We start from the raw sequence: 25,864 nt of genomic DNA on the forward strand, positions 1-25,864 counted from the left end.
TTTAGTAAAGCTTTTTGCCAAATTCTATAATTTTAGTGAGGCGACAAAGAAGAAGAACAGGTATTCAACTAAAATCAGAAATATTATTGATTCGTGGCAGGTCTCAAAAAAAAACATCCCGCAAAAGCGGGATGTCACCTACAAAATTGTTTAAACCAATGTTAACCTAATTCAAAAAAATTGACTGCACAACTTCATAGATTATTTTTAATGTTTAAAACATTTCTAATCTCTAATACCCTACGAAATAAATTACGATTTGTTGTATTGGCGTACAACATTCATTGATTTTGTAAATCTAAACTACTTCTAACAACTGCTAAAGTAAATTTTACAATTTGGGATTAAATAATTGTGAAAGGTTCATTTCCCTGATAAACCATTGTCATCCGATTGACAAATCCATAGAAAGTCATTGATTCTTCTAACTTTGCTCTACCTCAATACGTAACGAGGATTGAATAACATTAAATGAATGGAGCATCATCATTTGATACCGGTTTTATGTTGATCGGTTGTTGAATGTTTTTGTGAATTTCATATGACCGATAAAAGATAAACCTTACACATGAAATTCGGGACTAAAGCAATACACGCTGGGCAACATCCAGATCCTTCTACAGGAGCCATCATGACTCCAATTTATCAGACTTCCACATTTGCTCAGGAATCACCTGGTAAGCATAAAGGATATGAATATGCACGAACACAAAACCCAACCAGATCTGCGTTAGAAGCTAACCTGGCAGCATTGGAAAATGCTGCGTATGGTAGATGCTTCAGCTCTGGCATGGGGGCAACCGATGCTATTTTGAAGATGTTCAACCCTGGCGATGAAATAGTGAGCACCAATGACCTTTATGGAGGAACTTATCGAATCTTCACCAAAATCTATGAGCGCTATGGACTGAAGTTCAAGTTCGTAGATATGAAAGATTTAGAGGCTGTGAAAGGTGCAATTTCACCACAAACAAAGTTGGTTTGGGTAGAGACACCTACCAACCCAATGATGAACATTGTGGATATTGAAGCAATCGTTCAAATCTCTAAAGCAGCTAATGCTTTAACGGTTGTAGACAATACATTTGCTAGCCCTTACCTCCAGAACCCAATAGATTTAGGTGCTGATATAGTAATGCACTCGGTAACCAAATACATTGCTGGCCATTCAGATGTTGTAATGGGGTTTGTGGGAACAAGTAGTAAAGAAATAGATGATCAAATTGGATTCATTCAGAACTCTTCCGGCGCAATCCCTGGACCACAAGATAGCTTCCTGGTACTTAGAGGTATCAAAACACTTCACGTAAGAATGGATCGTCACTGTGATAATGGCGAAAAGGTTGCAAGGTTCTTAAAAGACCATCCAAAGGTGGAGAAAGTCTATTGGCCTGGATTTGAGGATCATCCAAATCATGAAGTGGCAAAAAAACAAATGAAGCGATTCGGTGGTATGTTGTCATTTATTTTAAAAGATGACAATCAAGAAGCTGCCTTCAAAGTGTTAGAACAGCTCAGAGTATTCACATTAGCAGAATCTCTTGGTGGCGTAGAGTCTCTTGCGGGACACCCTGCAAGTATGACACATGCTAGTATACCAAAAGAACAACGCCTTGAAGCAGGATTGACCGATTCACTAATTCGATTATCAGTTGGAATAGAAGATTCCGACGACCTAATAGAAGACTTAAAACAAGCAATTGGATAATCTAAAAGCCGCCTCGAGCGGCTTTTTTTATTTCAAATAACGTAACAAATATGACTACATCAGCTCTCACAGAATTGTTTGTCCGAGATTTAAACAGACTCGTCACAGAATTAGAACAATACCCAACAGAAGATCAAATCTGGCTTCTTCCTACAGGCATCAACAACTCGGCGGGCACTTTGGCCCTCCACTTAGTTGGTAATCTTCAACACTTCATTGGAGCAGTACTTGGTGACACTGGATATGTAAGAGATCGTGAAGCTGAATTCAATGATCGTAATGTTCCGGCGCACCAATTAATTCAATCAATAAATTCGACTATTGAGATCATTGATACCGTTTTAGGTAAACTAAGTTCTGAAAGCTTGCAATCTAAATACCCCTTAGAAGTCTTCGGAGAGCCTATTTCCACCATAAAATTCTTAATTCACTTACAAGGCCATCTCAATTATCACCTAGGACAAGTCAATTACCATAGAAGATTGCTCGCTCACTCCTAGTTATTGCCTAATTGTTAAGAATTCTTCTATATTTCCATATCACCAACCAACCCTTTTCATGCAACCATGAAAAATTCACATTTTTCACCGAGCATCAACCCTCATGTGATTATGAATTTTTATTGAATGTAGGAAGAGTATAATAGCAACCATTGAAAAACCTAATTTCTAAACTTCTAGGTCAAGAGACAAAGCCTAGAGAAAACGTCCATTCGGAAGTGGTAAGTTTCTTAGTTGAATTTGATCAGCTAAGAAAAGAGGTCTATTGGGGAGAAAATCTGGAAAGCAAATTTCAGTTGATCATCAATAAAGCAGATGATGAAAGATGGAAATTTCTACCGGGTTTGTACCTCCTTCATGAGCGCGCCTTAAGTACCCGATCTGATAACCCTAATAAATTCAAAGAATTATACCGTAGGCATTTTAGGATCAAATATCCAGCTCTTGCCAATTCGGAATTATTTAAGTTAATCTTTGAATCCGGGAATAATCAGGAGAAGATCATGAGTCATTTACTCATGGATCACATCTGCACCGAATTTGCGGACATAACTGAAAAACACCTAGATGCATGTGAAAAATATCATTCAAAAATTGATTTAACATTTAATCTATTTGATGAAAGTCAGCTTAGCAAATCAGATCTTCGATCAACCATAAAATATGAAGTTTCTCAAGTCTATGATATCATTCAAGACATCATAGGTGAGAAACAAACCAAATCGCTATTCCAGAGCTCATATGGTTTGATGGCCGAAAACTATGGACTACTTCCCTCCTTCTCTTTTATAGTCTCCATACTACCTGAATCAGCTCTAACTGAGCAGCAGCTCAGTATGCTCAGCAGAACTCAAATAGAAACTGTGCTAATTGAGAAGACTAGCAAATTGGAAGAAGCTAATGCCAGACTTCTTAGTGAGATAGAAGCAAAGGAGAAAATCCAAAGAGCCAATGAAGAAAACGTAGATCGACTAAATCGCATCATTGAAAATGCGATGGATGCAGTGGTTCTAATGGATAGCAGTGGTCGAATTACGTTTTGGAACAATCAAGCGGAAACCATCTTCAAGTGGAAGTCCGAAGAAGTGATTGGCAAGTCTCTAGCAGAGTGTATCGTCCCAGAAGACAAACGTGAGGAGCACGAAAGAGGACTAAACTATTATTTAAAAGTTGGCCGACATAAGTTTCTCAATAGAAGAATAGAAGATGTTGGAATAACCAAACATGGAAATTTGGTTCCATTAGAACTTTCCATAGTTGCCAACAAAGTAGATGGGGAAGTCATTTTCACCTCCTTCATACGAGATATTTCTGATAGGAAACGCTATGAAGATGAATTGATGAATGCCAAAGAAAAGGCAGAGCAAGCATCCAAAAGCAAGGCAGACTTCCTTTCCACCATGAGTCATGAAATCCGCACACCAATGAACGGACTTAGCGGAACTATTGACTACCTCCTGGAAGAAAACCCAAGAGAAGATCAGATTGACTCATTGAAACTAATGCGTCACTCATGTGAAAGCTTACTGGTTATCTTGAATGACATCTTGGACCTTTCAAAAATTGAGGAAGGACATGTAGAGTTTGACAACAGAGAGTTTTCTCTAAGAGAAGTTTGTCAACACATCGTTTCCACCTATACCCAACGGGCAGAACGAAAATCGATCAGACTTAACCTTGACCTCAATGACAAAATACCAGATCTATTAATTGGGGATCCGGTTCGGCTTAGTCAGATATTGAACAACCTTGTTAGTAATGCGATCAAATTTACACTTCATGGCCAGGTAGAGCTTAAAGTAGAGCTACTTGATGAATCCTTATCGAAAGCTAAGCTTAAACTCACCGTTAAGGATACCGGAATTGGAATTGCGAAAGGGAATATTGATAAAATCTTTGATCGGTTTACGCAGGTTCACGATCAATCCCACAACACCCTATCTGGAACGGGACTTGGCTTGTCCATATCCAAGAAACTCCTTCAACTGGTAGGAAGTGATCTGGTAGCTGAAAGTGAACTAGGTACAGGGTCAACATTCTATTTTGAAGTCGTATTTAACAAAGCTGAAGTCAAAAACACTAACGTCAATGATCAGAAAGGTGAAGCAACTCAACTGGATGGAACGAAAATCCTATTAGTTGAAGACAACCAGATCAATCAGATTGTTGCTGCTAAGTTCTTGAAAAAATGGAACTGTGAAGTAGCCTTTGCTGATAATGGTGAACAAGCTCTTGATCAAGTGATGATGAATCCGTTTGACTTGATCCTAATGGACATCCAAATGCCGATTATGAATGGATATCAGGCAGCAGAAGCAATCAGACAAATGCCAGGTGATGTGAAACATATTCCAATAATCGCTTTAACTGCTGATGTATTACCAGAAGTAAGAGAAGAAGCCCTAAGAGTAGGAATGAATGACCTAATGACAAAACCATTTAACGCAGACCAACTCCACAAAATCATAGTAGAGTATATCAATAAAGAGCAATAAAAAAACTCCTTCATAGAAATGAAGGAGTTCTTATATTCTTTTCAGTGTGTTAGCTTAGGCGCTTTTCACATTTAAGGTCTTTACTACATCAACTGGACCGAAAATTTTTCTCTCAACGATCGTCTTTTTTCCTTTAATAAGTTCTATTTCCGTATTCGGAAAACCCAACGTAGTATGTTTTTTCACTACTTTATGGTAAAACATAGAAGCCTGATCATACTCCCCTTTACCAAAATCATGTCGGTGTTCAAACTTCTTAACAGGAGTTCCAGGAATTACATGGTACATATTCACAATTACCGAGTATTTCGGCTGAAACATTCTGATAATACCTGCTAGCGGATTTTTCATATTCTAACCTATTCGATTATTCAAGTACCAAGTTTAATAAAATGAGTAATCAAAAGAAATATTTTTTAACTCATTCTCCATTTTAGAGCAAAAAAAAGAGCGCTGGTAAATACCATGCGCCCTCCGTCATGTGCAGAAATACTGCTTAATCTTAGCGGATTAGAGATACCAATCCCATCACCTTTTCAGGTTTAGAATAGGCTACTCACCGATAATTTCAACCCGGATTATTCAATAGAATACTTCAGAATAGTAGACCTGATTTTCTATTGAATAATGACGAAATAATTCTTTATTCTAGAATTATTTGTCAGGGTAACCCTGACAAAGCAAAGCTTTCGTCAGCCCTCTGGGCAAATTATGCTCTTTGCATAATTTGGGTCAACTCAGTGAATTAATCCACATTATCGTGTAGATACTTGTTGTTACCCAGTATCTGATTTTCGTCTGTTAAATTAAATTTTGAAATGTTTCGCTCTGAACTATGAGGCACTTTCGAAAAAGTCACCTGCTTGCGCTCATACGCTGGCACATCAAATCTCTCTTTATAATTTTTGGTAGCAATCTCTTCGCGTTGAGTACCTTCCAGCATCTCTTCACGTTTTCTTCTTTGCTCCATCAATTCCATCTTTTTAGAGGCAGAATGACCTGCAGTAATGTTTTCGATAGAGAATGGATCGAAATGAGACTTCTGAGGCTCTACAGGAGTGTTCATCTCCTCTTCTTCCTCTACATCATCAAACACCTCGTAATCACTTCCTAAATCGAACTCAAACTCGTTCTCTTCTTCCTCATCCTCTTCTTCAACTGCCTTTCTGATCTCTCTTTTCAAAAAATCATAGCGCAATTCATCTTTCTCCTCTTCTTCCTCATCAGACTTCTGGTTTCTGATAGATGATTTGTACTCCTTCTCATCTTCTTCATCCTCATCTCGTCTGTTGTTGTTTGTTACATCAAACAATTTGATTTGTCTAGAAGACTCCAAATCAAAAACTCTTTTGGTTTCAGTTGGAGAAGGCGTAGAAACAGATTCTGGCTTCTTAATTGGCTTAATCTCATCGCTGTTATCAAAACCAGTTGCGATGACAGTTACACGAATGTTTTCACCAAGATTTGGATCTACACCGTGACCGAAGATCACCTCAGCTTCATCACCAGCAAATTCTTGCATGTAATCAGTGATATCTGCCAATTCATCCATTTGAAGCTCAGCATCCTCACCTGACATGATAGAAAGAAGGATTTTCTCAGCTCCTGTAATGTTTTGATTGTTAAGCAAAGGAGAGTTCAATGCTTCTTCAGCAGCTCTTCTTGCCCTGTTTTCACCGTAAGTCTGTGCAGAGCCCATTACTGCAGCTCCAGCATTCTTCATTACGGTTTTAACATCTTCAAAATCGACGTTTACATAACCAGACACCGTAATGATCTCCGCAATGCCCTTAGCAGCAGTAGTCAAAACGTTATCCGCTTGTGCGAATGCCTCTCTAATAGCCAGGTTACCGAAAATCTCGCGTAACTTATCATTCAAGATGACAAGTACCGTATCACAGTTTGCCTTCAGCTCAGCGATACCCTCGTTGGCAGCTTTCATCTTCTTACGACCTTCAAATACGAAGGGCGCAGTGACTATACCAACTGTCAGGATATCCATCTCTTTAGCTACCTCTGCGATAACTGGAGCGGCACCTGTACCAGTACCACCACCCATACCCGCAGTGATAAACACCATCTTGGTATCCTCAGAAAGCATTTCTCTGATTTCTTCCTTAGACTCTAGTGCAGCGTGCTTTCCTTTTTCAGGATTCGCACCAGCTCCAAGCCCACTGGTAAGATTAACTCCCAGTTGCAATTTGTTAGGCACTGGACTAGTTTCTAGTGCCTGAATGTCCGTATTACAAACTACGAACTCTACATCCTTGATCCCAAGGTTATACATGTGGTTGACAGCATTGCTGCCTCCTCCTCCAACACCTACTACCTTAATAATGGATTTGTGGTGTGAGGGTAAATCGAATTTGTACATATTTTCTGCCATGACGTTTGGTTTTTTATGTAAATCCTCAGTTAAACAATTATTTAATTTTCGCTGGTGGCAAGCCTCCAACTATATCTTTATTACTTATTAGTAGTCTTTTTCATCATCCAGGTCGTCGATAAGAAGACCCTTCGTTTTCTCTAATATGTTTTGGAAGAACTTCGCTCCTTGCTTAGAACCACCTTTTCTGTTGTTGTTTTTCAATGAAGCACGCTCATTGTATCTGTCTTCGCGGATATCGATTGCTCTGAATCCTGACAATACCAAACCAACAGAAGTCGCGTACATTGGGCTCTTCACAGAGTCAACCTTACTCTTACCAAGGTGCTCGTTTGGATATCCAATTCTGGTATCTAAACCAGTCATGTATTCAAACAACTGCTGCAAGTTGGTCAACTGTGATCCACCTCCAGTTACCACAATACCAGCTGCAAGCTTCTTGTGATATCCTGAAGTAATGATCTCCGTGTGAACCATCTCGATGATCTCTTCCATTCTTGCCTCTATTACGTGCGCAAGGTTCTTCACAGAAATCTCTTTTGGAGGTCTATTTCTCAAACCTGGAATTGACACGATCTCATTTGGATTAGCCTCTTCTGAGATAGCTCTTCCAAATTTCGTTTTCAGCAATTCGGCCTGATGCTCCATCACCATACATCCTTGTTTGATATCAGATGTAATGATGTTACCACCAAATGGAATCACTGCAGTGTGACGAATGATATTATCATAGAATACCGCGATATCAGTAGTACCACCACCAATATCTACCAGACATACTCCCGCTTCTTTCTCCTCATCGCTCAACACAGCTAAGCTGGAAGCAAGTGGCTCGAGGATCAGATTCTCAATCTCCAACCCTGCTCTTCGTACACATTTGTTAATGTTATTGATCGCATTGGTTTGAGCTGTGATGATATGGAAATCGGCTTCCATTTTCACACCAGACATACCTACTGGATCCTTGATACCATCTTCATAGTCGATGATATAATCTTGTGGCATCACGTGAATGATCTCACTCCCAGGAGGAATCACTATGCGATACATATCGTTATTCAGTCGATTCACATCCTCTACAGTGATTTCATCATTGCTCTCACGAGTGATAGATCCATGATGAATGGCACTGCGAATGTGCTGACCTGCAATACCCACGTTAACGACACGAATATCAATCCCTGATTGCTCAGACGCTTCGTTAACCGCTTTTTCGATTGCGTTTACCGTTTTATCAATATTGGTTACGATACCTCGGATTACTCCATCAGAAACGGCTTTACCCATCCCCAACACCTCGAGCTTTCCGAACTCGTTTTTGCGCCCAACAATGACGCAAATCTTGGTGGTCCCTATATCGAGACCGACGATGATTTTGTCTTCCATTTTACTAAGCAGTTTTTCTCAGTTCATAGTTAATATTCAATAGTCTATAACGATTCCGACACATGACTTTGGAGCTGTTGACTACTGACGTAATGGTATGAACTAAGTATTTATTCACAGACGATTTGATTTTCAAATTTCACATTCACCAACTCATAGGTATTCCATCCTTTGTTTGGCAAGATCTCCTTATAGAAGACCATTAATTTTTTAAACTTGGAATCCAGATCATCTGGCATTCCAAAAATGATTTCTTGCTTGGTTACTTGAGGCAATAGCTTCAATTGACCATCTTTTTCAATAACTACCTGAGCGATTTGCGCACTCCAGAATTTATCCTTTTCGATATAGTTGAGCAATGCAAGAATGTCATTACCATAATCCGTCTCCGTAAGGCTTCTCTCCCAGCTAAATCCTCGCTCTGTCTCAATAATTGGAACACGAGCAGTATGCTTCGCATTTACTGGCAACAGACGACCATCTTCATCAATGTATTGATCAGGACCATTCGGATTGAAGATTCTAGCAATTGGTCTTGCCTGCTCTACCTTAACTATCAAATTCCCTTTAATGTCACGATAGATCTGAGCTTCCTTCACAAATGGATTGGACTCTACTCGCTGCTCCAACATTTTCAAATCCAGATGCTCTATAGATTGACCCAATACATAGTCAGTACTTCCTGCATTCATCAAGGAAATAATCTCCATCTGATCAGTGAAATAGTCTCCATTCTGATCCTGGATTTTCACCAATACATCATTCACAGGTTTGCCAGAGTTTTTCACTCCAGTGAAACCAATGATGACTACCATCACAGCAGCAGCAATTGAGAAAAACAATATGGTTTTTATATCACGCTTCACGCTTCAACTTGTATTCGTAGTATTCTTTAATTCTAGGTACTTCTTTATCTATATCTCCGGCACCAATAGTTACCAGCAATTCCACATCCAGCGACTTCAGTGTATCCATCAACTCATCCTTCTTAATCAGGTGTTTGTTCTGAATGAACACTTTATTAAAGATGTTTTCAGAAGTCACACCTGGAATTGGCTCTTCTCTCGCGGGATAGATATCCAACAGGATCAGCTCATCCGCAAGCATCAAGCTATCTGCAAATCCAGCTTGAAAATCTCTTGTTCTAGAGAATAAATGCGGTTGGAATACAGCCGTCAATTTCTTCTTAGGGAACAATGCTTTAACCGATCTCAAGAATGCTCTGATCTCCTCAGGATGATGTGCATAATCATCAATGAAGATGAATTTCTCACTCTTAATGATGTATTCGAATCTTCTTTTTACTCCACGGTAAGACTTCATTGCCTCTTTGATCGACTCAGAGTCCATTCCCATATCTATAGCCACTGTAATTGCAGCTAGTGCGTTCTCCACGTTATGGAATCCAGGCACCAAAAGATTGATATCTTTTATTGTTCTGGAGCCATGATAGTTGAAAATGAAAATTCCATTTACAGCTCTCAAGGCATGCGCACGAATATCACCACCCTCCATACCGTAGGTATAGTATAAGTGCTCTAAATGTGTATTTACCTTTTCTGCAGCTTTGTAATGAACAAGCGTTTTTCCTTCTTCACCTGATTGCTGCAAGAACTGACCAAATGCCTTTCGCATCTCCATTTCATCACCATAGATATCCAGGTGATCCGGATCTACGGAAGTTACCACCGTGTAATTCGGCATCAACCAATGGAACGAACGATCAAACTCATCGGCTTCTACTACAACTGGTGCATCTTTATCTCCAATCAACAGGTTGGTCTCATAATTACTCATGATACCTCCGATGAAAGCAGAACATTTCTTCTCATGATACTGAAGCATGTGAGCTACCATAGAAGACGTAGTGGTTTTACCATGTGTTCCTCCTATCGCGATGGTGAAATGATCCATCGAGATGATACCTAATACTTCAGCTCGCTTACGAACATCAAACTTTTTGTTTCTGAAAAACTTGAGCTCTCCGTGCTTCTCTGGAATAGCAGGTGTGTAGATCACCAAAGTATCTTCTCTATTCAAGAAATGCTTTGGAATATCTTTTCTACTATCCTCATAGTGAATCCACATACCTTCCAGGGAAAGTCTGGTGGTCAAATTGGTCTCTACACGATCATATCCACCCACTTTTGCGCCCCGCTTGTTGAACCAACGAGCGATAGCACTCATGCCAATCCCACCGATCCCAACAAAATAGACGTTCTTTATATCTTCCAGTCTCATGCGATCAGTTTGATAATTTCGTTTGCAATATCTTTAGAAGCATCAGGGTGAGACATGCTCTTGATGTTCTTACTTAAAGTCTCTTTTCTTGACTCATCTTCGATGAGCTCCATAACAGTTGGTAACAACTGTTCCATTCCATCGCTATCCTTAACTAAAACCGCTGCATTACGCTCTACCAAAGCCATCGCATTGATAGTTTGGTGATCTTCAGCAACATTCGGACTAGGCACCAGTATCGATGCTTTACCAGTTAGCATAAGTTCAGCAATAGACAAAGCTCCTGCACGAGAAATCACTACATCAGCTAATGAATAAGCGAAGTTCATTTCACGCACAAAGTCCTTGATCACAATGTTCTTAGATTCACGAGGAATCCGTCTTTTCATTTCCTCAAAATAAAACCCTCCAGTTTGCCAGATCACCTGATATGGAGAATTAGCTAGCTCTTCATAGCCAGCCAAAATCATTTCATTCATTGATCTCGCACCAAGGCTACCACCTACTATTAGGATGGTTTTCTTCGCAGGGTCAAAACCAAAAAACCGATGAGCTTCATTTTTCAAACTATCTCTCAACAGAATGGTCTTTCTAACCGGATTACCCGTTACCACCAGTTTTTCTGCAGGGAAATACTTTTCCATACCTTCATGAGCAACACAAATCTTGTTCACACGCTTAGCCAGTAACTTATTGGTTAAACCAGCATATGAGTTTTGTTCCTGCACCAACGAAGGAATCTTTTTAGAAGTAGCCGCATACAACAATGGACCACTTGCATATCCTCCCACACCAATTACTGCATCAGGTTTGAAATTAGCAACGAGCTTGTAAGCACTCGCCAAACTATCCATCAGCTTGAATGGGAAGAGTAAGTTTTTAGCTGAAAGACTTCTTTGAATTCCAGCGATATTCAATCCAACGATTTCGAAACCGGCTTCAGGAACTTTGGTCATCTCCATTTTGCCTTTTGCACCGACAAAAAGAATTTCCACGTCCTGTAGCATTTCTTGCAAAGACTGAGCAATAGAGATCGCTGGATAGATATGCCCTCCAGTACCGCCACCGCTAATCATTATCCGATATGTCTTTTGCTTTTCGATTACGCTGCTTCTTTAATTCGTTCTTTATTAAATGAATTGGTGGTTGTAGCACCAATATTATCGTCAATTTCTCCTCGGCTTACACTTAGAATAATTCCTAAGGCTAGTCCAGTGAATAACTGCGAGGTTCCCCCCATACTAATCAATGGTAACGGCAATCCTGTGATCGGTCCAAGACCTACAGCAACCCCCATATTTACCATAGCCTGCATCACCAGGGCAAATGACAATCCTGCTGATAACAAACCACCATAAGCCCGATCACTTTCCGATGCAGCTTTCATTCCACGATACAGCAAAGCGAGGTAAAGTATCAAAACCATGATACCTCCTATCATGCCATATTCTTCCAAAATGATTGCAAACACAAAGTCAGCATAAGCTGATGGTAAATAATTTCTTTGATCGCTCTGACCAGGACCTTTCCCAATCAATCCACCAGTTGCAATAGCAATGTTTGCTTGCTTAGCCTGGAATGGAATTTCTTCATTATTGAAGAAGCTCTCTACCCTGCTTAGTGCTGTTCCAGCTCTCTGACCCAATGCCATCGCAGCTCCACCAGCTATTACTCCGATGATCATTAGCATAGCGAGGTATTTCACAGGCACACGACCAATGAACAACATCAACATACAAGTAGAGAATAACAACACTGCTGATGAAATATTGGTCATTGCAATAAGGCCGCAAATCAAACCAATCCAAATCAATACTGGAACGATTGCCTTTTGAAAATCATCAATACTTTTTTGTCTCTTCGATAGCATACTTGTCACTGTCACTAAGAGCGCCAGATTGGCTAAATCTGAAGGTTGAAATGCCAAGTTGATGATTGGAATTGGTAACCATCTAGATGCTCCATTGGTCTCATTTCCATAAAACAATGTCAACAGCAACAATGGCACTGACAGCCACAAAGCAAATCGAGAAATCTTCGAATAATATCTGTAATCAATCTTATGCGCTATCCACATAGCTCCCAAACTAAGGAGAACCAAGGTAGAGTGCTTGAATAAGTAATATTCTGTATTCCCACCCATCATTTTGTAGGCCAAACTCCCTGTAGAGCTATACACCACCAAAACGCTGAGTACCGAAAGCAAAAACACGATGAACCAGATCACTGGATCACCTTTCAAATTTCTGTAAGCCCATTCCTTTACAGTATTCATACGCTTTCTTTTTTAGTTCCTATTAATTCCTGCACAGCTCTTCTGAACTGATCCCCTCTATCCTCATAATTGCGAAACAGATCGAAACTGGCACAAGCTGGAGATAGCAATACTACCTGTCCATCTTTCGCCATATCAGCAGCCATTTTCACTGCCTCAACCGTCGATGTTGTTTCTTTTATTTCTTTCAAACTTCCTGAGAAGAATGTCTTGATCTTTTCATTGTCAACTCCTAAACAAACAAGACCTTTCACTTTAGACTTTACCAAAGCCTCGATCTGCTCGTATTCGTTTCCTTTATCAATTCCTCCTGCTATCCAAATGATATCAGCCTTCACACCATCCAATGCATAATACACTGCATCTACATTGGTTGCTTTGGAATCATTGATAAACTGCACGCCATCCAGCTCACCACATGGCTCTAAACGATGCGGTGCATTGACGAAAGTCTTCAACCCGTGCATTACATCCTGAATAGAAACCTCCAGGTTCAACGCTGCCAGCGTAGCTGACATGGAGTTGATCATATTATGTTTGCCAATTAGAGAAATCTCTGCTACTGGTATTTGATGCTTCTTACTCTTTTGTTTGTACTTATAGTCGAAGATCAAATGATCGTTCTCCATATAAGCTTGCCATCTTGGATCTTTGGTAGTTGACACAGCAAATAAGCTTGCATCAATCTTGCGCTTTGCTACTTCCTGTGTGATAGGTTCGCTATCTGCACAGTATACAAATGCTTCTTCATGACTAAGATTTTCTGTGATCTTGAACTTAGAAGCCACATACTTTTGAAAATCATAATCATATCGATCCAAATGGTCTGGTGTGATATTCAGAAGTACTGCCACATCTGGCTTGAACTTCACAATACCATCCAGCTGGAAACTGCTCACTTCTACAACATAATAGTCGTATCCGCCTTCAGCAACCAGTTTGGCCAAACTAATTCCTACATTACCACCCAAAGCGACTTTGTAACCAGCTTTTTTAAGCAAGTGGTGAGTTAATAAAGTAGTAGTAGTCTTGCCGTTAGTACCTGTAATTGCAATCACCTTTGCTCCTTCCGGAATGTACCGGTAAGCAAATTCGATTTCAGAAATCACAGGAATATCTTTTGCTATAGCTTGTTGAATTAAAGACACTTTATCAGGAATACCAGGACTCTTGATGATCTCATCACTCTCTAAAATTCGATCCACCGAATGACCACCATCCTCGTATTCCACACCATATGAATCGAGCGTAGCTTTCCTGTCATCAGCAATGCGACCCGCATCTGACAAGAAAACGGAGTATCCTTGCTTCTTGCCTAAAATGGCCGCACCGATACCGCTTTCGCCTGCTCCTAATATGGTGATGATCTTACTCAATCTAGCTTATCCTCGTTTTTCATTTTCTTCTCAATAATCTGATCACAACAGATCGAATAAAGAGAAAGTAGTTCGTATCCTTTTTTCACAAAATCTGTGATCATAGGTATTTGTCTTTTTCTGTTGGCATCATCCAGTTTGTCAATCATGTAGATCAACTCATCCATCTCCTCTTCCAATGCATCCATCTGGTTGTAAAAACTGATCTGCCCTTTTGCACTCAACACTTTATGCAAGATCTTGTCCATCTTCTGCGAGCTACGCATGATAGCCGAAGAGAAAGCAAGCAAATTGCTACCAGGCAACAAGTCCGCTAGCTGAGAAGCCTTGTTCTGGAATTTTTCGTTGAGATTAGAGAGTTGTTCAAGTGTCATATTAGGATCATCTAAGTTTAAGCGTTGCTAATGTGATAATGGCTAACAAAATGCCGGACGTCCAAAATCTGGTAACGATCTTAGCCTCATGCCAACCTTTCTTTTGGTAATGATGATGTAATGGCGACATAAGGAACACCCTTCTTCCTTCACCATACTTTTTCTTGGTGTACTTGAAATAAGACACCTGAATCATCACTGAAATTGTCTCTATGAAGAACACTCCACAAAGCACAGGAATCAACAATTCCTTTCTAATAACTAAAGCGAAAACGGCAATTGTAGCACCAAGCGACAAACTGCCAGTATCACCCATAAAAACCTGAGCTGGATAGGAATTGAACCATAAGAATCCAATACATGCTCCTACGAAAGCAGCTCCGAAAATCACCAACTCACCCGAGTTTGGAATAAATGCGATATTCAAATAATCAGCGAATACTGCGTTACCAGACATGTAAGCAAATACCACCAATGTCAATCCAATAATTGCTGATAAACCTCCAGCCAATCCATCCAATCCGTCTGTCAGGTTCGATGCATTGGAAACTGCCGTGATGATAAATATGACTGCAAGCACATAAACCAACCAGGTATATCCTTCCAAAAACTGTGGCAATAACCAGTCGTATTGGAATTCATTATTTTTCACAAATGGAATAGTCGTCACAATAGATCCACTATCAGCGAAGCCTGTTCCACCAAGTTCTGGAATTGCCACATCTGGATGGAAAACCATTACCAAACCAACAACTAAACCAATCGCTACCTGACCGATGATTTTGAAGTGACCTGCTAAACCATCCTTATTCTTCTTTTTCTTCTTCAGGTAGTCATCAGCAAATCCGATCAGTCCCATCCAAAGACAAGTCACCAATAACAGGATGACATAGATATTACCAACCTGAGCGAACAACAACGTTGGGATAGTGATCGAAGCGATGATGATGATACCACCCATAGTTGGTGTACCAGCCTTCTCCATCTGACCTTCCAAACCCAAATCACGAATAGACTCTCCCATCTGGAAGCGTCTAAGCATGTTGATCAATTTCTTACCAAAGAAGATGCTAATCACCAGCGAAATCAACGCAGCCATACCTGCCCTGAAGGAGATAAAGCGGAATACACTCGCTCCCATCAAGTCAAATTGTTTTTCCAAAAAGTCAAACAAGTAGTATAGCATTTCAGATTTTAGATTTTAGACCTAAGATTTTAGATGGAGTTTGATGTCTCCTTTCTAATGTCTTCTGTCTATCCATTTAACATTTTATTTAACTCTTCTTTGTCATCGAAGTGATTTCTCACTCCTTTAATTTCCTGGTAAGTTTCATGTCCCTTTCCAGCAACTAATATGATATCCATAGATCCAGCCAGATTGCAAGCTGTTCTAATTGCTTCTCTTCTATCCTCAATCACCATGGTTTTTCTCTGATCAACCTTTGAAATCCCCGCCATCATATCCGTAAGGATTTGCTTTGGATCTTCGTCTCTTGGGTTGTCAGAAGTCAATATCACTTTGTTGCTGTACTGAGCAGCTAATCTTGCCATCTCAGGACGTTTACCTTTATCTCTATTTCCTCCACATCCGACTACAGTGATTACTGTTTCCTGACGTGTTCTCAAATTGTCAATCGTCTTTAACACATTTTCCAAAGCATCTGGAGTGTGTGCATAATCCACGATCGCCAAAATATCGTTGGCATTTACCACCTGCTCAAAGCGACCTCTTGCACCGTCCATTTGCGAAAGCACAGTGAGTACTTCTTCCTTCTCCTCCTCAAGCAATACTGCAGTAGCATATACCGCTAAAAGGTTGTAAGCATTGAAGTCACCAATCAACTTGAACCAGGCGCTGATTCCATCCACATCAAGCTCTAAACCCTGAAGTGTATTGTGTAGAATCTTTGCTTTGAAATCAGCCATAGACTTCAAAGAGTAAGTATTCTTATCAGCCTTAGTGTTTTGCATCATCACATGACCTCTCTTATCATCTACATTGACCAATGCAAATGCATCTCTTGACAAGCCATCAAAAAGCAATTTCTTCGCCTTGATATACTCATCAAAAGTCTCGTGGAAATCCAGGTGATCATGAGAAATATTCGTGAACACACCACCAGCAAACTCCAACCCTTTGGTTCTGTGCTGAACTAAAGCATGAGAGCTCACTTCCATGAAGGCATGTGTACATCCCTCCTTCACCATTTGCGCCATCAAAGCATTGATGGTAATTGCATCTGGAGTAGTGAACTTAGTCTCTAGTATCTTTTCGTTGATTTTGTTCTCTACCGTAGAGAGCAAGCCAACTTTATATCCTAATCGCTGAAACAATTGGAATAATAAGGTCGCCGTAGTAGTCTTACCATTGGTACCTGTTATTCCGACTAATCGAAGTTTCTTAGAAGGATTGTCGAAGAAATTGGCTGCTACAATACCCATCGCAGCAGCGCTATTCTCCACCTGTATATATGTCGTATTCTTTCTTAAATCTTGTGGAATCTCTTCACAAACAATAGCCACCGCACCAAGCTCAATAGCCTTATCTATGAAATCATGCCCATCAACTGTCAAGCCAGGAACAGCAAAAAACAGCCCTCCTTTTTCGACCTTTCTTGAGTCCATAGCCAATGAAGTAATCTCCTGATCACGATCTCCATGGATCTCAATCAGCGACGCTCCAAACAATATGTCTTTCAATAATGGCATTAGCTCAATTCAATTTTAATGTTGGCTCCTTTTGCGAATTTTGTTCCAGGCAATAAAGACTGAGTATTCACTCTTCCTCGACCTCTGGCATCCACTTTTAAACCCATGTTTTCCAATACATAAATGGCATCACGAAGTGTCATACCACGCACATCTGGAATATGATCAGGCTTAGGTTGATTGTCCTCCCAGAATACTGAATGATTAACCACATCAGTCGTCACCCATTCCGCATCTGTTTCTGAATGATTAGAGATTCCTAAATAATTTGAAATCATCTGTAACTCATTCTTTTTACCTGATCTGATTACTGGAAATACTCCAGCATACTTATCTCTTTGGTCTGGCAGCTCTAAATGTAAATCCGTCTCCAAAGCATAGATCTTATCCGCTATTTCTTTGAAAACTGGAGCTGCTACATCACTTCCATAAATCTGATACCCCTTTGGCTCATCAATGACGATGATACAGCTGTACTGAGGGTTATCAGCTGGAAAATACCCAGCAAATGAGGTGTAGTAATTCGTTGTATATCGACCATTCACCACCTTCTTAGCTGTACCTGTCTTTCCAGCAATTTTGTATTTCTCGTTTTTAATGTTCTGTGCAGTTCCTCGTTCTACTACACCTTCCAGCATAACCTTCACCTTTCTCAAAGTCTCCTTAGAGCAGATCTTATCGTTCAAGACTTTCGCCTTATAGGTATCAATATTTTTATTCGCCTTCTTCACTGATTTCACAATCAAAGGCTGAATCATCTTCCCATTATTAGCCACAGCATTGTACAATGTCAATGTCTGTAATGGAGTCATTTTCAACTCATATCCATGAGAAATCCATGGCAATGAAATACCACTCCAGGTGCTATCAGTCGGATCTTTTATATAAGGAACTCCCTCACCCACCATTTGAAAACCAAGCGGTTTATCCAAGCCTATTTGCTTGATGTAATCTGTATATCGTGATGGTTTAGCTCCAAATTGCTTCGTGATCAACTTCGCTGTACCAATGTTGGAACTCTTCTCAAACACTTCCTGAACAGTCAATACACCATATCCACCTGGCTTATGATCGCGCATGGTTTCATTGAAAAATTTCATCACACCATTGCCAGTGTCCACAGTGTCGGTCAGTTCGATATCAGCGTCTTCTAACAATGCGATCATACTAGCCAATTTGAAAGTAGAACCTGGCTCACGCGCACCCTGACTACCCACTGCGTAGTTGTACTGTTCAGAGTACTCACCTCTGCTATTTCTACTCAGGTTAGAAATCGCTTTGATCTCTCCTGTTTTCACTTCCATCAAAACCGCAACTCCGTAATCCGCCTGATGCTTTTGTAAATGCTTTAACAAGGCCGATTCCGTAACGTCCTGAAGGTTTACATTGATAGTCGTTTGGATATCATAACCATCCACTGGACGAATCTCCGTACCATCATAAACAGGCCTCCAGCTGCCTCCAGTCATTTTTTGAAACAGCGCCTCTCCATTTTGACCGGCTAACTGGCGATTGAATGAATATTCTAATCCAGCCACTCCATTGTTATCAGAATTGACTGTTCCTATAGTTCGGTAACCAAAACGAGAAAAAGGCAGAATTCTTTTTTCCACCTTCTCGAAGATAATTCCACCAGTATATTGCCCTTCTCTAAAGATTGGCCAGCGCTCGATGCGCTTTTTTTCCTGATAGTCAACTTCCTGTCGGTTAATGACCATATATCGTCTTCTGTCCTTCCTTGCCTGAGCTATCTTCCGCTTGTATTGCATCTGCGACATATCTCCATAAAAGTGCGAGAGATAATAGCAGAGTGAATCAATGTGCGAATTGAACAACTCATCGCTAGGCAGGTATGGATCAAATGCCACCTGGTAAAACGGCAATGAGGTCGCCAACAAACTCCCATCATCGGCATAAATATTACCGCGTGTTGCATTGACCTTACGAACATCCAGTCCTATGCTCTCCCCGTAACTTCTCCATCTATCACCCTCTACATGCTGAATGGTGAAAATGCGAAAAAGTATTCCTGCAGAAAACAAGAATACCACGAGGAATGCAATCCTTACTCTTAATAATATGGATGTGCGAATGCTCATTCTTCCGGTATCACAATTTTATAAGGTGAAACATTACTTTCTTTCAATCCAATGCGAGCTGCCTCTTTTGCCACCTCTGACTGCTTACTTGCGTACATGAAGTCAGCCTTTAATGTGGTATAATCAGCTCTTAAATCTTCTACTGCCGTTTCCAGCGTGTTGATATTTCTAATTTTCTTTTCTGCATAATGTCTACTTCCGATGTAGATCACACAAAGAGTCGCCACAAACAAAATCTGTGGTAAGAATCTCAAGTGAATGACTTCACCAATCGACTCATCCATTGGAAGCACCTTATCCAACAGAGAAAAGAAACCTTTTCCTCTTGCTGCTGACTTACTAGGTATTTTGTATGTATTGGTTGCCATTTGTTTTTATTCATAAGTACAGAGTACAGCGTACCATGTACAGTGTTTGTTAATCCATTATTCGAAGCACAGTACTGAATACTATTTACTCTGTACCCGCTCCGCTACACGGAGCTTCGCGCTTCTCGCTCTATTGTTTCTTTCCAACTCTTCTTCTCCGGCGATAATCGGCTTTCTGGTAATTGACTCTAATGGCCTGATAATATTTCCATAAAAGTCTTTCTCCTGCTTGCCTCTTATATTTCCAGCATTGATAAAGTTCTTCACTGGACGATCTTCTAAAGAGTGATAGCTCATCACTACCAATCGACCTCCCGGCGCCAAGACTTCTGGTGTCTGCTCCAAAAATTCATGCAGCGCCCCCATCTCGTCATTTACTTCTATGCGTATGGCCTGAAAAAGCTGAGCGAGATATTTCATCTCTCTACCTCTCGGCGCACAAGTCAAAGCAATCTCTCTTAGCTGTTCGTTTCTGTGGATGGTCTTCATACCCCTGGCTCGGATGATCGCGGCTGCCAACGTTTTGGCATTTTTGACCTCTCCGTAAGCACTGAGTATATGAATCAAATCCTTCTGCTCGTATTCGTTTACTACATGTTTTGCAGTAACCGCAGCTCCCTGATCCATTCGCATGTCGAGCTCTCCATCAAATCGGGTGGAGAAACCTCTACTTCCCTCATCCAATTGATGAGAAGAAACTCCTAAATCAGCAAGAATTCCATCTACTTGTTTTACTCCATGAAAGCGCAGTTGCCTTTTCAGGAATCTGAAGTTGGATTCTACAAAAGTGAAAGAACGATGCTGCTGAAATTCTTCAGCATTGGCCTTTGCATCAGCATCCTGATCAAAAGCATAAAGCATTCCGCCATCAAGCTTCTCGAGTATTGCTCGAGTATGTCCCCCTCCGCCGAAGGTGACGTCAACATAGATTCCGTTTGGTTTGATGTCAAGGCCTTCCAGGCACTCTTTTAGCATCACCGGTATGTGGTAAGTACTCATTATTCGTCCAGGTATTTCTGAGCAAGAGCTGAGTACTCTTCGGAATCGTCTATTTGATGTTCCTCAAAAATTTGAGGGTTCCACATCTCAATGTAATTGCCCATCCCTATTAAAATAGCCTCTTTATCGAGGTTGGCATGAGCGAGCATTGGCTTAGGTAACAATATCCGTCCCGCATTATCCAGCTCTACCTGTGCGATACTCCTGAAGAAATTTCGTTTCAATTTTCTCTGCTCGGCGTTGAACTCACTAAGCGCAGCAATCTTGGCATGTATCTTTTTGTATTCTAACATCGGATACAGGATCAAGTTTGGCTCGAATCCTTTTCGGATTACCAGCTCGTGAGTGGATACTTCGGGAAGATTAGCCTTAATCTTAGAAGGTAAGACTAACCTACCCTTAGCGTCCAACTTACACTCATACTCGCTTGTGAAAAAAGCCATAGTTGAGCTGCGACACTCTCGCATCGCATTAGAAAAATATAAACCACCAATACAAATGTATGAAAAGATTCAACAAAATCAACCACATCCTCCCACTTTCCTCCACTTTTTTAAAAAAGTTCGTTTCAAGCTTATAAAAAGCCCTTTTTCGATCAATTTCAAGGGTTTTACGGTTAACTCACTGAATGATAGGACGTAAAATCAGTCCACTTGCAGTAGTAATTGGACAAAATTAGCTCAAAAATGCTAGTTGGTGGGGCAAAGTGGTGCAATTGGGAAAATTTTACTTTTTGGTGGGAGAAAGTGGTAAATGCATGATGTTTTGGGTTTTGGGCTTTGGAGTTTTGAATTGGTGGTAGCGTTTGATCAGTTGGTGGGGCAAGGTGGTAGATGTGGGGGAAAGTGGGCTAATTCGGATTTGCAATCCGAATGGCTGAGCGGCTGGATTTTTAATCCACTTTTATTTCTTAATTTGACTTGATGGGAATCAAGAACAAAATATCTGATGGCTATCTGTACTTTGTGACCATGACCGTGGTAGACTGGGTGGATGTATTCACCAGGCCATCTTATAAAAATGAAATTGTTAACGCTCTGAAACATTGTCAACAAAAGAAAGGACTGGAGCTATACGCATGGTGTCTTATGACCAATCACTTACACCTTATTGTCTCTGCCGCAGAAGGCCACAACCTATCAGATATCCTTCGCGACTTCAAAAAGCACACCAATAAATCGATTATAAGAATCATCAAGGAAGAACCAGAAAGCAGAAGGGAATGGTTGCTGGATCGGCTGGAATTTAGTGGCAGATACAATCCGAAAATCAAAAATTACAAATTTTGGCAAGATGGTAATGATGCCAAAGAAATCCACTCCAACGAGTTCCTGGATCAGAAAATAGACTACATCCACAGGAATCCTGTAGCTACTGAAATTGTATCAGAACCAGAACATTACTGGTATAGCTCAGCAAGAAACTACGCTGGAGAAAAAGGACTAATTGATGTTCTTTTTATTGACTAAAACTCTCATTCGGATTTGCAATCCGAATGGCTGAGTCGCTGGATTTTTAATCCAGCATACTGTAGCAAGTAAATAGAAACGGATTACAAATCCTCTTTCTCTTTACATCGGGATTGCAAATCCCGATGAGCTAAATAATTGCGTAGCAACACCTCCGATAAGTTTTAACTCAAAATCCCTAAAATAGGGTATTGCTGTTCGTGCATATAGTTGAGTTATTTGTAATGCTAAACCAAATCGCCATAACAAACTGTATATCAACACTAAAAAACAGTAGCTCAAACTCATGGAGCTAAGAAATAGCACCACATCCTTCTATCGCTGTAATCATGTAATCTAGGCTTAGAATAGAAACTGGAGGACTTTCCAAAAAACTTATCTGGTTAGAATGGCAGGCCTGCTCTCCTCTGGGGAGTGGGCCTTGTCTCTTTTAGGCGATTGTGATTTATTGTCTAAGCTGTTTGGTGAAATAAAACCATCATACAAATCCCAACGAAAAAGGAATCAACTTGCGTTCATTCGGATTTGGAATCCAGCATACTGTAGCCAATAAATAGAAACGGATTACAAATCCTCTTTCTCTTTACATCGGGATTGCAAATCCCGACGAGTATAGTTAGGCACAAAAAATAACTCAACTTAAAAAGGATCAATTACTCTTATCGAGCAACTCCTTTATCATGGATTTTTTGGCCATTCGCTCTAGCGAAGCGGTTTTAGACAGCTCATCAGCTATATCTAGCAATTCCATGGCTTTTTGTACTCGCAATACAGCCTCAGGATCACAATCTGCTAGCTGATCTTGCCCAGACTCTAGCAGGTAAGTAGACAAATCCTCCAGATGATCAGCTGTAAATCGTAATCCCTGCAAGTAGTCTATCAAATCACGACCTTCAAGTTCCAACAACCTATTGACATCAAGATCCAGTTGCGATTGTAGCTGTTGTTCTGCAGTTTCTATTCCCGCCTGCACATTCCCCTGGGATTTCATTCCTAGGAATGTGGCAACAATTTTACCTAATACGCGTCCCAGCTGCTCTATCTCGTCCTGAATAAGATCCCTTCTTTCCATTCATTAATCATTTATTAGCCTCACAGATTATAATCATGTGACCATTGCTTCTACATACAAATCGGTTAACCCTAAAGCTAACGATCCTTTTGAATATAGGATGCATTCTAAAACTTGCAAACCCGGGCGAGATAGTGTGCAAAAATCCACACACCTCCTATTCTGTTGTCGGATTTCTTCCAACATTTGACGGAATAGTAACATGGCAAAAAAACTGCAGCCTTCAGATTTGCAAATCAATCAATCAGCTCAAATCATGCATCGTTTTTATTCATTCGCTGTACTATTACTAATAGGTCTCGTTTCTCTTAGCTGCAAGAAGGATGAACCTAATCCTGACGATCCGGCAAGTAACGATGATCGCACTTTTGAGGAAGCAATGGTTTACTACAATGAACTAAGGGATGTCCTCATAGGCCTCACTAACACAGAAGGTCTTACCCGAGAGGCCAACTTCCCCACTAGTGGAACAACCACCTATTCCGGAGTATACATGAGTAAACGAACTAATACGAACACTAACACTTCTGATACGGAACTACTGTTTGTTGCCGACATGACCTTAACGTTGGATTTTTCTACAGGAAACTATAACGGAACAATCTCCAATTTCACAACACCTACAAGAGTATGATCATCCACAAGGAACCGCGGAAATTAATGGTTCAGTTCGTGGAACCGCGGAATTAGGAGGAGATGAATTTGGTCTTAGCCTACGAATCCAGGAAACGCCACTCACCCAAGAAGATCTAACTGCAAATTTCGATGGAATAACTTCCAATAAAGGTCGCTTTTACGGCAAGAATGCTCAGTTTATTTCTATCGGAGTGCAAAGCACTTTCGTTTGGACTAATGGCCCTGAAACGGGAAATACGACAGGTACAAGTGGGTTTGCTTATATTATGGCAAAAGAATAATCGATTCGTAAATAATTTAATCTTAATACCCATTCATACAATTTCAGACCCGGAGAGATCAGATGAATATTTCAAATCCAATCCTGATTTATATAGAATCACTCACTAACACAGTTCCCATTGAAATTTTTCATTAGGTTACATATCAGAACGTGATAACGTCTGATCCATAATGAAAAAACTAGAACTACTCCTCAGCGCGATTGCAGTGATCGCATTTGTCCTTTTTATGCTTTTGGCACCTAAAAGCACTATAATACTAGTGCTATCAGTGCTACTACTTTCCATGATTTATTTCTATTTAAGTGTTGCTTTATTTAATGGGATACCAACCCAAAAAGCGTTTAAAAAGAGCTCATATGCTTTTCTTAGCAACAGCAGAATCGTGATAAGTATCCTAACTGGCTTAGCACTTAGTTTCACATTGGTTGGTTTTATTTTCAAGCTACTGTTCTGGCCAGGAGCGGAAGTAAATTTAATGATTGGTTTAACTGGCTTATTGATCGCTTCACTTACTGGAACGACTAAACTTTTTATGACTCGAGATTCATTTTACGGTAACGTCCTGAAAAGAACAGTCACTTACGGTCTAGTTGCTTTCATAATATATCTTCTTCCAGAGTTTACACTTCTAGAATACCGTTTCAGGGATTATCCTGATTATGTGGAGGCTTATAAGAAAGCTATCAAAAATCCTCGTGATATGGAGCTTTGGGATGAAGTAGACAAGGAACGCGAAAAAATAGAGATCTAAGAGATTTAATTACTGACGAATTTATTCAAGACACCATCTACTGAATGAATACAGATCGTTGAATTTCCAACTTTCTCTGCAAAACATTCGTCTTGAAAATAGAACTTTCAGAAACAAGTCTATTTTTGCACCGCAACCGTTTGATTAAAGATCTTCACTTTTTTGAATCAGCTCACTCCCGACATAGTCATCGCCCTTAAGTCTGGCAGCAAACAAGCATATGAACACGTGTTTCATACACTTTACAATCCATTGCTCAATCTGGCAACTGGAATTGTGGGGGATGAAGGTAGTGCCGAGGAGATTGTGCAAGAGCTGTTAATCAAATTGTGGGAGAAAAAAGAGCAGCTGGCAGATGACACAAGACTATTCCCATACATGCTCACGAGCGTGAGAAATCGCTGTTACAATTATCTGAGAGATCGAAAAGTAGAAGATAAATACAAGCAATACCAACTTCAGCAATATCGGGAGGAGATCATGGACTATGATCTATCCAATGAAGATGAAGCACTCATTACCAGACTTCATGAAGCTATTAACGAAATGCCTGAGAAGTGCCAGGAAGTGTTTAAACTAAGTCGATTTGAAGGCTTAAGTCACAAGGAAATAGCGGATAAACTGGATATAAGTACCAAGACGATAGAGAATCACATTACCAGAGCGATGAAGATGTTAAAATCTAAATTTCTGGTTATTCTGTATTTTATTTTAAACTCATTAGGGGATTTGTAAA

At 40.3% G+C, this 25,864-nt stretch carries 23 protein-coding genes; 7 read left to right on the forward strand and 16 right to left on the reverse strand.

Annotated elements, in window-relative coordinates; genetic code table 11:
* Nucleotides 1-568 precede the first annotated feature (568 nt).
* The 3 genes from NXS00_RS05595 (at nt 569) to NXS00_RS05605 (ending at nt 4,703) form a co-directional block, all read left to right on the forward strand.
* Nucleotides 569-1,708, forward strand: coding sequence for a cystathionine gamma-synthase (locus tag NXS00_RS05595; RefSeq protein WP_258098135.1), 1,140 nt, complete (start codon nt 569-571; stop codon nt 1,706-1,708).
* Nucleotides 1,709-1,758: 50 nt separating this feature from the next.
* The gene (locus tag NXS00_RS05600; protein ID WP_258098136.1) at nt 1,759-2,208 is read left to right on the forward strand and encodes a DUF1572 family protein; all 450 of its coding nucleotides are present in this window, start codon (nt 1,759-1,761) and stop codon (nt 2,206-2,208) included.
* A gap of 152 nt (nt 2,209-2,360) precedes the next feature.
* Nucleotides 2,361-4,703 (forward strand): hybrid sensor histidine kinase/response regulator, encoded by a 2,343-nt coding sequence (locus NXS00_RS05605; RefSeq protein WP_258098137.1) that lies wholly within the window; start codon nt 2,361-2,363, stop codon nt 4,701-4,703.
* A gap of 54 nt (nt 4,704-4,757) precedes the next feature.
* Here NXS00_RS05605 and NXS00_RS05610 read toward each other — a convergent pair whose 3' ends face one another.
* The 15 genes from NXS00_RS05610 to mraZ all read right to left on the reverse strand — a co-directional run bounded on the left by NXS00_RS05610 (nt 4,758) and on the right by mraZ (nt 21,359).
* Nucleotides 4,758-5,054 (reverse strand): hypothetical protein, encoded by a 297-nt coding sequence (locus NXS00_RS05610; RefSeq protein ID WP_258098138.1) that lies wholly within the window; start codon nt 5,052-5,054, stop codon nt 4,758-4,760.
* Nucleotides 5,055-5,448: 394 nt separating this feature from the next.
* Entirely contained in the window at nt 5,449-7,089 is a 1,641-nt protein-coding gene (gene ftsZ / locus NXS00_RS05615; protein WP_258098139.1) for a cell division protein FtsZ, read from the reverse strand.
* An 87-nt stretch (nt 7,090-7,176) separates the two neighbouring features.
* Entirely contained in the window at nt 7,177-8,475 is a 1,299-nt protein-coding gene (ftsA, locus tag NXS00_RS05620) for a cell division protein FtsA (protein WP_258098140.1), read from the reverse strand.
* 110 nt (nt 8,476-8,585) lie between these two features.
* A complete protein-coding gene (locus NXS00_RS05625; protein WP_258098141.1) occupies nt 8,586-9,341 on the reverse strand; it encodes a cell division protein FtsQ/DivIB in 756 nt (251 codons plus the stop codon).
* Nucleotides 9,331-10,716 (reverse strand): UDP-N-acetylmuramate--L-alanine ligase, encoded by a 1,386-nt coding sequence (gene murC, locus NXS00_RS05630; protein ID WP_258098142.1) that lies wholly within the window; start codon nt 10,714-10,716, stop codon nt 9,331-9,333. Before murC ends, NXS00_RS05625 begins: the two co-directional genes overlap by 11 nt.
* The gene (gene murG, locus NXS00_RS05635) at nt 10,713-11,819 is read right to left on the reverse strand and encodes an undecaprenyldiphospho-muramoylpentapeptide beta-N-acetylglucosaminyltransferase (RefSeq protein ID WP_258098449.1); all 1,107 of its coding nucleotides are present in this window, start codon (nt 11,817-11,819) and stop codon (nt 10,713-10,715) included. The genes murC and murG overlap by 4 nt, the downstream gene beginning before the upstream one ends.
* A complete protein-coding gene (locus NXS00_RS05640) occupies nt 11,819-12,991 on the reverse strand; it encodes an FtsW/RodA/SpoVE family cell cycle protein (protein WP_258098143.1) in 1,173 nt (390 codons plus the stop codon). The genes murG and NXS00_RS05640 overlap by 1 nt, the downstream gene beginning before the upstream one ends.
* Nucleotides 12,988-14,367, reverse strand: a complete 1,380-nt coding sequence (gene murD / locus NXS00_RS05645) for a UDP-N-acetylmuramoyl-L-alanine--D-glutamate ligase (RefSeq protein ID WP_258098144.1) — start codon at nt 14,365-14,367, stop codon at nt 12,988-12,990. Before murD ends, NXS00_RS05640 begins: the two co-directional genes overlap by 4 nt.
* Entirely contained in the window at nt 14,364-14,741 is a 378-nt protein-coding gene (locus tag NXS00_RS05650) for a hypothetical protein (protein WP_258098145.1), read from the reverse strand. Before NXS00_RS05650 ends, murD begins: the two co-directional genes overlap by 4 nt.
* Nucleotides 14,742-14,748: 7 nt before the next feature.
* On the reverse strand, nt 14,749-15,927 hold the full coding sequence (gene mraY, locus NXS00_RS05655; RefSeq protein WP_258098146.1) for a phospho-N-acetylmuramoyl-pentapeptide-transferase: 1,179 nt from the start codon (nt 15,925-15,927) through the stop codon (nt 14,749-14,751).
* A 68-nt stretch (nt 15,928-15,995) separates the two neighbouring features.
* Complete coding sequence (locus tag NXS00_RS05660) at nt 15,996-17,450, reverse strand: UDP-N-acetylmuramoyl-L-alanyl-D-glutamate--2,6-diaminopimelate ligase (RefSeq protein ID WP_258098147.1); 1,455 nt, start codon at nt 17,448-17,450, stop codon at nt 15,996-15,998.
* Nucleotides 17,450-19,549 (reverse strand): PASTA domain-containing penicillin-binding protein, encoded by a 2,100-nt coding sequence (locus NXS00_RS05665; protein ID WP_258098148.1) that lies wholly within the window; start codon nt 19,547-19,549, stop codon nt 17,450-17,452. The genes NXS00_RS05660 and NXS00_RS05665 overlap by 1 nt, the downstream gene beginning before the upstream one ends.
* On the reverse strand, nt 19,546-19,917 hold the full coding sequence (locus NXS00_RS05670) for an FtsL-like putative cell division protein (RefSeq protein ID WP_258098149.1): 372 nt from the start codon (nt 19,915-19,917) through the stop codon (nt 19,546-19,548). The genes NXS00_RS05665 and NXS00_RS05670 overlap by 4 nt, the downstream gene beginning before the upstream one ends.
* Nucleotides 19,918-19,998: 81 nt before the next feature.
* Nucleotides 19,999-20,916 (reverse strand): 16S rRNA (cytosine(1402)-N(4))-methyltransferase RsmH, encoded by a 918-nt coding sequence (gene rsmH / locus NXS00_RS05675; RefSeq protein ID WP_258098150.1) that lies wholly within the window; start codon nt 20,914-20,916, stop codon nt 19,999-20,001.
* Nucleotides 20,916-21,359 (reverse strand): division/cell wall cluster transcriptional repressor MraZ, encoded by a 444-nt coding sequence (mraZ, locus tag NXS00_RS05680; protein WP_258098151.1) that lies wholly within the window; start codon nt 21,357-21,359, stop codon nt 20,916-20,918. Before mraZ ends, rsmH begins: the two co-directional genes overlap by 1 nt.
* Before the next feature lie 480 nt (nt 21,360-21,839).
* Between mraZ and NXS00_RS05685 the strand changes: the two genes are divergently transcribed.
* Nucleotides 21,840-22,385: an REP-associated tyrosine transposase gene (locus tag NXS00_RS05685; RefSeq protein WP_258098152.1), complete on the forward strand. Its 546-nt coding sequence runs from the start codon at nt 21,840-21,842 to the stop codon at nt 22,383-22,385.
* Nucleotides 22,386-23,034: 649 nt separating this feature from the next.
* Here the strand turns inward: NXS00_RS05685 and NXS00_RS05690 are convergent.
* Nucleotides 23,035-23,457, reverse strand: coding sequence for a hypothetical protein (locus NXS00_RS05690; RefSeq protein WP_258098153.1), 423 nt, complete (start codon nt 23,455-23,457; stop codon nt 23,035-23,037).
* Between the two features lie 202 nt (nt 23,458-23,659).
* Here NXS00_RS05690 and NXS00_RS05695 point away from each other — a divergent pair, with 202 nt between their 5' ends.
* From NXS00_RS05695 to NXS00_RS05705, 3 genes are all read left to right on the forward strand, one after another.
* Nucleotides 23,660-24,091: a hypothetical protein gene (locus NXS00_RS05695; protein WP_258098154.1), complete on the forward strand. Its 432-nt coding sequence runs from the start codon at nt 23,660-23,662 to the stop codon at nt 24,089-24,091.
* A 455-nt stretch (nt 24,092-24,546) separates the two neighbouring features.
* Nucleotides 24,547-25,128: a hypothetical protein gene (locus tag NXS00_RS05700; protein ID WP_258098155.1), complete on the forward strand. Its 582-nt coding sequence runs from the start codon at nt 24,547-24,549 to the stop codon at nt 25,126-25,128.
* A 162-nt stretch (nt 25,129-25,290) separates the two neighbouring features.
* Nucleotides 25,291-25,863, forward strand: a complete 573-nt coding sequence (locus NXS00_RS05705; protein WP_258098156.1) for an RNA polymerase sigma-70 factor — start codon at nt 25,291-25,293, stop codon at nt 25,861-25,863.
* The last annotated feature ends 1 nt before the right edge of the window (nt 25,864 follow it).

It is taken from the genome of Marinoscillum pacificum, assembly GCF_024714495.1.
GTDB lineage: Bacteria > Bacteroidota > Bacteroidia > Cytophagales > Cyclobacteriaceae > Marinoscillum > Marinoscillum pacificum.

Excerpts from the sequence above, each read along its gene's own strand:
- NXS00_RS05595 (WP_258098135.1), top strand. The coding sequence starts at position 569 with ATGAAATTCGGGACTAAAGCAATACACGCTGGGCAACATCCAGATCCT.
- NXS00_RS05600 (WP_258098136.1), top strand. The coding sequence starts at position 1,759 with ATGACTACATCAGCTCTCACAGAATTGTTTGTCCGAGATTTAAACAGA.
- NXS00_RS05610 (WP_258098138.1), bottom strand. The coding sequence starts at position 5,054 with ATGAAAAATCCGCTAGCAGGTATTATCAGAATGTTTCAGCCGAAATAC.
- ftsZ (WP_258098139.1), bottom strand. The coding sequence starts at position 7,089 with ATGGCAGAAAATATGTACAAATTCGATTTACCCTCACACCACAAATCC.
- ftsA (WP_258098140.1), bottom strand. The coding sequence starts at position 8,475 with ATGGAAGACAAAATCATCGTCGGTCTCGATATAGGGACCACCAAGATT.
- murC (WP_258098142.1), bottom strand. The coding sequence starts at position 10,716 with ATGAGACTGGAAGATATAAAGAACGTCTATTTTGTTGGGATCGGTGGG.
- NXS00_RS05640 (WP_258098143.1), bottom strand. The coding sequence starts at position 12,991 with ATGAATACTGTAAAGGAATGGGCTTACAGAAATTTGAAAGGTGATCCA.
- NXS00_RS05650 (WP_258098145.1), bottom strand. The coding sequence starts at position 14,741 with ATGACACTTGAACAACTCTCTAATCTCAACGAAAAATTCCAGAACAAG.
- mraY (WP_258098146.1), bottom strand. The coding sequence starts at position 15,927 with ATGCTATACTACTTGTTTGACTTTTTGGAAAAACAATTTGACTTGATG.
- NXS00_RS05660 (WP_258098147.1), bottom strand. The coding sequence starts at position 17,450 with ATGCCATTATTGAAAGACATATTGTTTGGAGCGTCGCTGATTGAGATC.
- NXS00_RS05665 (WP_258098148.1), bottom strand. The coding sequence starts at position 19,549 with ATGAGCATTCGCACATCCATATTATTAAGAGTAAGGATTGCATTCCTC.
- NXS00_RS05670 (WP_258098149.1), bottom strand. The coding sequence starts at position 19,917 with ATGGCAACCAATACATACAAAATACCTAGTAAGTCAGCAGCAAGAGGA.
- rsmH (WP_258098150.1), bottom strand. The coding sequence starts at position 20,916 with ATGAGTACTTACCACATACCGGTGATGCTAAAAGAGTGCCTGGAAGGC.
- mraZ (WP_258098151.1), bottom strand. The coding sequence starts at position 21,359 with ATGGCTTTTTTCACAAGCGAGTATGAGTGTAAGTTGGACGCTAAGGGT.
- NXS00_RS05685 (WP_258098152.1), top strand. The coding sequence starts at position 21,840 with ATGGGAATCAAGAACAAAATATCTGATGGCTATCTGTACTTTGTGACC.
- NXS00_RS05690 (WP_258098153.1), bottom strand. The coding sequence starts at position 23,457 with ATGGAAAGAAGGGATCTTATTCAGGACGAGATAGAGCAGCTGGGACGC.
- NXS00_RS05695 (WP_258098154.1), top strand. The coding sequence starts at position 23,660 with ATGGCAAAAAAACTGCAGCCTTCAGATTTGCAAATCAATCAATCAGCT.
- NXS00_RS05700 (WP_258098155.1), top strand. The coding sequence starts at position 24,547 with ATGAAAAAACTAGAACTACTCCTCAGCGCGATTGCAGTGATCGCATTT.